This window comes from Chitinimonas sp. (genome assembly GCF_041904975.1).
Classification (GTDB): Bacteria; Pseudomonadota; Gammaproteobacteria; order Burkholderiales; family Chitinimonadaceae; genus Chitinimonas.
The window spans coordinates 1-8,938 of record NZ_JAYRLZ010000177.1 but is presented as its reverse complement, the minus strand read 5'-3'; the positions used below and the strand labels follow the sequence as shown (position 1 = coordinate 8,938).

Annotated in this window: 10 protein-coding genes; 7 read left to right on the top strand and 3 right to left on the bottom strand. The window is 61.5% G+C overall.

Features of this window, described 5'->3' with window-relative positions; translation table 11 throughout:
- Positions 1–1,149: SRPBCC family protein (locus ACE3OH_RS15375; RefSeq protein ID WP_374354759.1), on the bottom strand; the 1,149-nt coding region annotated here is incomplete at its 3' end.
- 83 nt (positions 1,150–1,232) lie between these two features.
- Between ACE3OH_RS15375 and ACE3OH_RS15370 the strand changes: the two genes are divergently transcribed.
- Both ACE3OH_RS15370 and ACE3OH_RS15365 read left to right on the top strand, forming a co-directional pair.
- A complete protein-coding gene (locus tag ACE3OH_RS15370) occupies positions 1,233–2,156 on the top strand; it encodes a LysR family transcriptional regulator (RefSeq protein WP_374354756.1) in 924 nt (307 codons plus the stop codon).
- Positions 2,157–2,404: 248 nt separating this feature from the next.
- Positions 2,405–2,905, top strand: a complete 501-nt coding sequence (locus tag ACE3OH_RS15365) for a DUF1566 domain-containing protein (protein ID WP_374354753.1) — start codon at positions 2,405–2,407, stop codon at positions 2,903–2,905.
- 140 nt (positions 2,906–3,045) lie between these two features.
- Here ACE3OH_RS15365 and ACE3OH_RS15360 read toward each other — a convergent pair whose 3' ends face one another.
- Positions 3,046–3,945 (bottom strand): LysR family transcriptional regulator, encoded by a 900-nt coding sequence (locus tag ACE3OH_RS15360; RefSeq protein WP_374354750.1) that lies wholly within the window; start codon positions 3,943–3,945, stop codon positions 3,046–3,048.
- A gap of 92 nt (positions 3,946–4,037) precedes the next feature.
- Between ACE3OH_RS15360 and ACE3OH_RS15355 the strand changes: the two genes are divergently transcribed.
- Together ACE3OH_RS15355 and ACE3OH_RS15350 are read left to right on the top strand one after the other, a co-directional pair.
- Positions 4,038–4,967, top strand: a complete 930-nt coding sequence (locus tag ACE3OH_RS15355) for a DMT family transporter (RefSeq protein WP_374354747.1) — start codon at positions 4,038–4,040, stop codon at positions 4,965–4,967.
- Positions 4,968–5,009: 42 nt separating this feature from the next.
- Positions 5,010–5,369: a cupin domain-containing protein gene (locus ACE3OH_RS15350; RefSeq protein WP_374354741.1), complete on the top strand. Its 360-nt coding sequence runs from the start codon at positions 5,010–5,012 to the stop codon at positions 5,367–5,369.
- Here the strand turns inward: ACE3OH_RS15350 and ACE3OH_RS15345 are convergent.
- Positions 5,358–6,797: a deoxyribodipyrimidine photo-lyase gene (locus ACE3OH_RS15345; protein ID WP_374354738.1), complete on the bottom strand. Its 1,440-nt coding sequence runs from the start codon at positions 6,795–6,797 to the stop codon at positions 5,358–5,360. The two genes, ACE3OH_RS15350 and ACE3OH_RS15345, sit on opposite strands and share 12 nt — an antisense overlap.
- A 134-nt stretch (positions 6,798–6,931) precedes the next feature.
- Here ACE3OH_RS15345 and ACE3OH_RS15340 point away from each other — a divergent pair, with 134 nt between their 5' ends.
- From ACE3OH_RS15340 to ACE3OH_RS15330, 3 genes are all read left to right on the top strand, one after another.
- Positions 6,932–7,492 carry a YqgE/AlgH family protein gene (locus tag ACE3OH_RS15340; RefSeq protein WP_374354735.1) on the top strand — a complete coding sequence of 187 codons (561 nt, stop codon included), beginning with the start codon at positions 6,932–6,934 and terminating at the stop codon, positions 7,490–7,492.
- 132 nt (positions 7,493–7,624) lie between these two features.
- Positions 7,625–8,071, top strand: coding sequence for a Holliday junction resolvase RuvX (gene ruvX, locus ACE3OH_RS15335; RefSeq protein ID WP_374354732.1), 447 nt, complete (start codon positions 7,625–7,627; stop codon positions 8,069–8,071).
- A complete protein-coding gene (locus ACE3OH_RS15330) occupies positions 8,068–8,514 on the top strand; it encodes a GNAT family N-acetyltransferase (protein WP_374354728.1) in 447 nt (148 codons plus the stop codon). Before ruvX ends, ACE3OH_RS15330 begins: the two co-directional genes overlap by 4 nt.
- Positions 8,515–8,938: the final 424 nt, after the last annotated feature.

The window sequence follows — 8,938 nt, the reverse complement described above, 5'->3', positions numbered from 1 at the left end:
TTCAATACACGCTTTTAGCTGCTGCAAAGACAGGCGCGATTCCCGTTCTACCCGGCGAGTGGCGATCAGGCGGTTGTACAGGCGCCAGCCCAGGGCGGGGAGGCGGTATTCAAGGCGGCGTTGGAATAGCGTGCGCGTGGGGTCGTCGGGCATTGCTTGGCAGTGGTAGTCCACGCGCAGGGTAAGGCGATGGTTGCCACGTGCCTCGGCGCTCCAGAACTCGCCGGGCCGATAGGCCAGCACCTGCCAGTTCAGCTGGCCGCGCCGGCCGCCGGCGTGGATATCTTCGGAAAAGCGGTTTCCCTCGGCTTGCGGCCCTGCGCCTACCCGAATCGCCAACGATGAAGGGTGCCATTGTGGCCAATGCGCCGGTGCGGCGGCATAGTCCATGACCTGGGCGGGCGGCGCGGCGATCTCGATTGTGTGCGTCATGGTGGTCTGGCCCAAAAGCTTGGGCTGGCCGTGCTGGTCTTCGCGGTACAGGGTGCCGAAAAACCAGTCCATCAGCGGAAACACGATATTGAGGTTGTGATCGCGCATCAGGCCGTGGCGGTGATGCAGGGCATGCAGGCAGCGCATCTGCGGTATGCCGGGCAGGCGGGTAAACAGATGCCCTTCGGGCAAATGCTCGCAGGCGTGTACAAATTCGTAGAGCAGGTAGCTGGCCATCAGCATGCCGGCAAATAGCGCAGCAATATTGGCGTTGAACTGGCGCAGCGCGAGCCAAGCGGGCAAGACGATGATCAGGCTGACCAGCACGATCAACCAGGGCGGGAACAGGATGACGCGCCAGTCGAGCGGGCTCTGCGGCACCATGGCTGTTTCGGAAAAGAAGCTATGGTGGTCGCCGGTATGGCGTTGGTAAAACAGCTTGCCCAGCCGGGTTTTGTGGTGACCCAGGCGTTGGTGAACGAGGTATTCGCCCAGATTGGCCAATACCAGCGCGGCTGGCAGCGCCAGCAGCTCGACAGCATGCAGGCTCGCCAAATCGATATGCCGCCACAGCAAGGCAATGCAGGCAAGGCCATAGCTCAGCACAAAACCGCCATGCAGCCAGGGCTGGTAGCGCGGCGAGACATTTGCACGGTAGCGCTCGCGAAACGGGGCGACGTTGTGGCTGGCCACCGGGGCCGATGTGGGCGCGTTCATATCCAGCTCCATCGATTCGATGGTGGCTAGCCTAGTACCGGCAAAATTATCCATCCAATGGATATTTTGCTAATACATTATTGATGAACCTGAAATTACATCAGCTCGATATGAACCTGCTGCGGGTGTTCGACGCCCTGGTGCAGGAAGGCAATCTGACCCGTGCGGCGCAGCGCCTCCATATGAGCCAACCGGCGGTGAGCAATGCGCTGGCCAGGTTGCGCCAGCAGCTGGGCGAGCCACTGTTTGTGCGCACTGCGCGTGGCTTGACGCCAACCGCCGCTGCGCTGGCGCTGCATCGGCCGGTGCGTGCGGCCTTGCAACTATTGCAGGATGCGCTGGCCCCGCCGCCCGCGTTCGACCCCGCCGGCGCCGCGCAACGCTTCAGCATCGCCATGAACGATTACGCCCAATACGCCTTGCTGCCCAGCTTGGTGGCACGCATGCGCGGCCTGGCGCCAGGGGTAACGCTGCATATCTGCCCGGATACGATTGATGATCTGCCCACCCAGCTGGCCGCTGGCAGTCTTGATCTGGCGATCGATTATCTGCATTTCGACTCGGCCGAACTGAGCTATGCGCCATTGCTGGAAGAGGAATTGGTGGTGATCGCGCGCCACGGCCATGCGTCGTTGGTCGACGACCGCATCAGCCTGTCCAGCTATGCCAGCGCCGAACATGTCACCTTTCCCAATCGCGCCGGGCGCGGCTCGCCGCTGGAGATCGTGCTTGGCTCTGCCAAGCTGCGCCGCCGCAGCGGGCTATGTGTGCCGTCGTATATGTGCATTCCCGCTGTCGTTGCCGCTTCCGACCTGCTTGGCACCGTGCCGCGGCGTCTGGCCCAGCATTTTGTCGAGCGGCTGCCCATTGCCATTGCCCCGCTGCCACTTGCCATGCCGCCGCTACAGGTCAGCCTGATCTGGCAGCGGGGCCGCGATGGTGATATGGCCTTGCAATGGTTGCGGCAGCAGATCGCCGACACGGTTGCCCGGCTGAGACAGGGTTGATCGCCTGGTACAGGCAATGTGCCGTGCGTATTCACGACAGGCGAGCGGCGTTTTCACAACAGCATTGAAGGCCCCGGCGACTGATCAGTGGTGCCAGATGGGCCTGTTGGCGCCATTGCAGGCATTGCGCACGGCGTGGTGAATGTCGCGCCTGCCTGTGCATTTGCGGCAGGGGCACAACATGCGACAATCGCCCGCTTGCAGTGGGTACTGCCGCCATTTCCTGAAAAATATTCCAAGAGGACATCATGACTGGTTTTGAATCGCGTTTTTCGCTGGCTTCCCTGATTGCCGTGGTCGCATTGTCGTTCGGCACGGTGGCAGCTCAGGCTGCTGATCGTTACACAGTGTCGGCAGACGGCCAGGAAGTGCTGGACAGCAAAACCAATCTGCAATGGCGCCGCTGTGCCGAGGGCATGAGCTGGGATGGCAAGACCTGTACCGGCAAGGCGACCAAGTACAAGCTTGGCGATGCCAAGGCCCATGCTGCCGAGCAGGCAAAAGCCGCTGGCAAGGGCTGGCGCGTGCCGAACAAGGACGAACTGGCGGCCCTGGTGGACAAGAGCAAGAAGAAGCCCGCCATCGATACCAATGCCTTCCCGAATACGCCGGCCGACCTGTTCTGGGCACTGCGCCCCGGTTTTGACGACAACCTGAACGCCTGGTTGATCAGCTTTGCCAATGGCAAGGTGTACGGCAATAGCGGCGAAAAGAAGATTGCCGTGCGCCTGGTTCGCACCAACGACTGATCGCGCCAAGCAGGTGGGATTTGCCTTTGGCAGCCAAGCATGGTTTCACGGGAAACCACGCTTGGCTGCCCTGAATGGCAGGCGTGTAGCGCCTGCCATTTGTTTTATCCAGTTGGCCGAAGATCGCATTCGCAAGCTGGTCAGCCCAGTTTTCCCAAACATGTCGCCAAAGCCCGCACCGCCGGCGACAGGTATTCCCATTCGCGAATACACACTTTCAGCTCGCGCGATGCCCAGCCGTCGCTAATCGGCAGCAGGGCCAGGCCGAGCGAATCACGATAGCTGCGTCCGATCGATTCCGGCACGATTGCGATGCCTACGCCGTCATTCACCAGATTGGCAATGGCGGCAAAGCTGGCCACCCTTGCTCGGATATGCAGGTCGATATTCGCTACATCGGCCATCTTTTCGATAAAGCGCTGCATTGACGAGTCTTCCGGCTGCCCCACCATGGGATGGCGCGCCAGATCGCGGAACAAACAGCTTTCCTGAGCCAGCAAGGCATGGTGCGCCGGTGCCATGCCCACCATGCGGTAGTGGGCAAGCGGCAGGCACAGCAAATCACCGGCATCGTAGTCGCCATCGATCACCCCCAGATCGGCATCGCCATTCAATACCGCCTGCACCACCTCGCGGCTGGGCCGCTCGTTCAGCGCAACATCCAGATAGGGATGATCGAGCAGAAACCCGCCCAATGCTGCCGGCAGCACCGTGCTGTTGGCGGTGGTATTGGCCCATACGCGCAGCAAGGCGCGTTGCTTGCCGGCGTGGCCATCGATGGCGGCTTGCGCATCTTGCGCCGCTCGCTCGATACGCCGCGCATGTTCCAGCAGGCTGCGGCCGGCCTTGCTCAGCGTGAGGCCGCTGGCATGGCGCTCGAACAGCATCACCCCAAGCCGCGCCTCCAGCTTGCGCAAGCGGGCGCTGGCGGCAGATAGCGCCAATGGCAGGCGCGCCGCCGCTTTGCTTAGCGAGCCGGTTTCGGCGGCGGCGATAAATAGCTGCAGATCGGGCAAATCAAAACGAATGGGTTTCGTCATTGGCGAAGGGCTATCAAAAAATCAGGCATTCTCTTGAGCACCAGTCTGGCAGGAAAATACGCTTCGACCAGCAATTACGGCAGCAAACTACCATGACCAGCCTTAGCACCACCTTCGCGAAAGCAGAAACCACGCCATGGTATGTCGATGGCCGATTTCTGGCTGCCGCCTCCGCCGCCTGTTTTTCGCTGAAGGCGATTTTCGTCAAGCTCGCCTATGGCGCTTATCCGGTCGATGCAGTCAGCCTGCTGGCCATGCGCATGGGCATCGCCCTGCCGGCCTTCCTGTGGCTGGCCTGTCGCGAGGCACCGAGCGGTTCAAGCAGCTCTCGCCAATGGCTGGGTCTATTGGGCATGGGCCTGCTTGGTTACTACCTGTCGAGCTTGTTCGACTTTATCGGCTTGCAAACCATTTCGGCCGGGCTGGAGCGCTTGATCCTGTTTACCTATCCACCGATGGTGGTGCTGCTGGAAGCTGCCATTCGCAAGCGCCCGGTGTCGCCACAGGTATGGGCGGGCATGGCGCTCAGCTATGTCGGCATTCTGGCGGCCTTTGCCCATGACCTGCATTTTCAGGGGGCGATGGCGTCGCTGCTGGTGGGCGCGGGCTGGGTGTTTCTCAGCAGCCTCAGTTTTTCTGGCTACTACATGGGCAGCTCGATCCTGGTCGGTAAGGTCGGTTCGAACAGGATGGCCGGCATCACCGGAACGGCGGCCTCGGGCTTTGTCATTGCGCACTTTCTGTTCACCCACCACGCCAGCACCCTGATGCAACTACCTGCCAGCGTGTGGATCTATGCCGCCGCCATGGCGATGGTGTCGACGGTGCTGCCGATCTGGCTGGCGGCCAAGGCGGTGGAAAACATGGGCGCCGGCAAGACTGCCGCTATCGGCTCACTCGGGCCGGCGCTGACCATCGCCTTTGGCTGGATCATCCTGGGCGAGGCATTTTCCTGGATGCAGCTGTTGGGCATGAGCTTGGTAATCGGCGGCGTGTGGTGGGTGGGCAAGGCAAAGCATTAGAGCTGCCGCGGCAGCAATTCAATAATCGATACCGGGAACGAAATGAACCCAATTGCACAAGCCACCAGCATCGCCACGGCTCAGCACTACCAATGGGGTGAAGTGTGTGATGGCAGGCACCTGCTCAAGGAAGCCGACCTGAGCGTGATTCAGGAACGGGTGCCGGCCGGCGCCGGCGAAGCGCGCCACTATCACAGCCGGGCACGGCAGTTTTTCTACATCCTCAGCGGTGAAGCACGGATGGAATTCGACGATCAGGCGCTACCGCTGTGCGCAGGCCAGGGCGTGCATGTGCCGCCCGGCGTGGTGCACCGCTTCGCCAATCAATCCGATGCCGAGGTGGTGTTTCTGGTGATTTCCTCGCCGTCCACAGCGGGCGATCGCACCAATCTAGCCGCCTGATCCGGTCGGCTCGGCTGCGCGTTTGAACAAGGCCAGGGCGCGGTCGCGCTGCACCGCATGGTCGACCACCGGCATCGGGTAATCACGACCCAGCACCAGCTTGGCGCTGGCCAGCTCCAGTGGCTTGGCCAGCCAGGGCGCGTGCAGTGCCTCGGTGGGCAGTGCTGCCAGCTCCGGCACATAGCGGCGGATGAATTTGCCCTGCGGATCGAATTTTTGCGACTGGCTGATCGGGTTGAAGATGCGGAAATACGGTTGCGCATCGCAGCCGGTGCTGGCCGCCCACTGCCAGCCGCCATTATTGGCCGACAGGTCAAAGTCGATCAGCTTTTCAGCAAAGTAGCGCTCGCCCCAACGCCAGTCCACCAGCAGGTCTTTCACCAGAAAGCTGGCGGCGACCATGCGCAGGCGGTTGTGCATATAGCCGCTATGGTTGAGCTGGCGCATCGCTGCATCCACCAGCGGGTAGCCGGTGCGGCCTTCGCACCAGGCGGCAAACAGCTGCGGGTCGTTGGGAAACGGCAGGCCTTCGTATTGCGGCTTGAAACTGTGGCCGACCACATCGGGCCGGTGCCACAGAATCTGTTGATAAAAATCGCGCCAGATCAGTTCGCTGAGCCAGCACAGGCTGCCTGCGCTTCCTTGCTGCCAGGCAAAGGCGGCCAGCTCGCGGATCGACACGGTGCCAAAGCGCAGATGCACGCTCAGATACGACACCCCCTTGATCGCCGGATAATCGCGCGCAGCCTGGTAGTCGGCAATGCGCGTCATGAAGTCGGCCAGCAGCGCCTCCCCTGCCGCGCTGCCGCCACGCACACCCAGTGGCGCCAGATGGCCGGCGGTGAATCCGAGCGAAGCCAGGCTGGGCATAGGCTCGGCCGCCAGAGGGGCCAAGGCAGCGCGGTAGCGTTGTACCGGATAGGCTTGCAGATAGAACGGTGTGAGTTTTTTCAGCCAGGCGTTTTTGTAAGGGGTGAATACCGAGTAGAACTGCCCGGCGCCGGTGAGCAATTCGTCTTTCTCGAAAATCACCTGATCCTTGTAGCTGTGAAACGCCACGCCCAGCGCGGCCAGCCGCGCTGCGACCTCGGCATCACGGGCGATCGCAGCCGGTTCGTAATCGTGATTGCAAAACACCGCCTGCACGCCCATTTCGCGTGCAAGATCGACGATCTCATCGGCCACGGCGCCGTGTCGCACCTTGATATCGTGGCCGCTGGCCTGCAACTCGGCCTTGAGCGCTGCCACGCTTTCCCAGATGAACTCCACCCGCCGGTCGTCCTTGGGCAGTGGGTCGAGGATGCTGCGGTCGAACACGAATACCGGGATCACCTGCTGCGCCGACTTCAGTGCGTGGTAAAGCGCAGCATGGTCATGCAGCCGCAAATCACGGCGAAACCAGACCAAAACACGGCTGACTGCCTGCATATTCGGGATGTCCTCTTCTATTGCTGGCGCTGCTGGCGCCAAAGTCTGAATTTTCGAAGGTTCAGCTTGCCTGTGTTGGCGCCGACTGGGAAGGCGATCAGGCAGTGGGCAAATTGCTGTGCGATAATTGCGCCATGTCTTCCATCGATTTAAGCCGCCAATTCCTGATTGCCATGCCTTCCATGGCTGACCCGATTTTTGCCAGGGCGCTGGTGTTTGTCTGCGACCATAACGACCAGGGTGCTATGGGCGTGATCGTCAATCGCCCGCTGGGCATGGATATGAAAACCCTGTTTCAGCAGGTGGATATTGAGCTCAAGCGTACCGAGCTGGCCGAGCAGGATATCTATTTCGGCGGCCCGGTGCAGACCGACCGTGGCTTTGTATTGCATCAACCGCTGGGTAACTGGCAATCGACCATGGCGGTGGAAGACGATCTTGGCCTCACCACTTCCAAAGACGTGCTGGCGGCAGTGGGCGATGGCGGCGGCCCCGACCGGCTGTTTGTTTCGCTCGGCTATGCGGGATGGGAAGCCGGTCAGCTCGAAGGCGAAATGGCGCAGAACGCCTGGCTCAATGTCGATGCCGATATCGAACTGATCTTCAGCTTGCCGGCCGAGCAGCGCTATGAAGCGGCGCTGGGCCTGTTGGGTATCGATATGGCCATGTTGTCTGACACGGCGGGCCACGCATGATGCGGCCCGCGCCATGGCGAATGATCGATCAGCACACACACACCCGGCACTGCCGGGTGTTTGCCGTCTATGGTGACCTGTCTTGCAGCTCAGTCAACCGGGCAGTGAGCGGCAGCGCGCGAGGTTGCGCCCATGCTTGAGTCGGCAAACCGCAGCCCTAGCGGCTACACCCTGGCCTTCGATTTCGGCGAAGTTCGCATCGGCGTGGCCGGTGGCAGCTGCGAGCTGGGCATTGCCACGCCATTGGCCACCATCACCGGCCAGAGCAATGACGACAAATTCAAGGCCATCGGCAAATTGATCGCCGAATGGCAGCCGGCCCAGCTGGTGGTGGGTCTGCCCAGCCATCTTGATGGTACCGAACACGAAATGACCCGCCTGGCCCGCACCTTCGGCAATCGCCTGCATGGCCGCTTCAATCTCCCGGTGGCTTTTATCGATGAGCGCCTCACTTCGGTGGAAGCGGAATCGTTGCTGTCGGAAGCGCAGACCTTCGGTAAAAAGCGCAAGGCAGCGCTGGATCAGGTAGCGGCGATGCGGATATTGCAGGGGTGGTTTGATATGGGGGGCGAGGCGTGAGTCTGGTCGTTCGTCGCTTTATTGAGGCTGATGCTGTCGCCATGGGCCAGCTGCTATCCGTCATGGGCTATCCGGCTGCCGACGGTGCAACCATGCTGCGCCGCTTGTGCCAGCTGGAAAGCGGCGCGCCGTTCGCCATTTTTGTGGCCGAGCAGGATGGCGTGGTGATTGGCTGGGTGCATGTCGGCCGGGTATTCCAGTCGGCGAGCGAAGGTTACGCCGAAGTATTTTTGCTGGCGGTTGATGAGGCGCACCAAGGCCTGGGTATCGGCCGTCAGCTGCTGGAGCACGCTGAACAGTGGGTGCGCGAGTCGTTCGGCACGCTGCGCATCCGTTTGGGCTCTGGCGTGCATCGCAGCGAGGCGCATGGTTTTTACCAGCACCTCGGCTATGAAAAACGGCCGAGTTTTGTGTTTCAGAAGCAGTTGCAGGCGATCGGATAGCAGTCAGTTGGAACAGTAGCGAGGCGTGTCGTTTAGTGCTGGATTGTTCAGGCAGCCCCCTCTCCCCAGCCCTCTCCCGCGAGGGGAGAGGGGGCAAGGCGCGATGATGGCTACGGCCGTAAAACCTCACTGACGAGCGTCAGCGAGGTTCCCCGCCGGCGGGCGGGGCGGAGGGGTAGGGAATAAATCAGGGGGAGCCGCTGTATCAGTCCCCGCAAATGGTTAGCGCACGGGTTTCCCGGGCGCCTCTACTGTAGATTGAGTGAACGATCAGGCATCCAGCATTAAAAAGCCACTCACGAGCGTCAGCGAGGCTCCCTCGCGGCGGCGAGGGCGGGGGGAGTAGGATTGAATCAAGGGGAGCCGCTGTATCAGCCCCCACCAATGGTTAGCGCACGGGTTTCCCGGGCGCCTCCACTGTAGA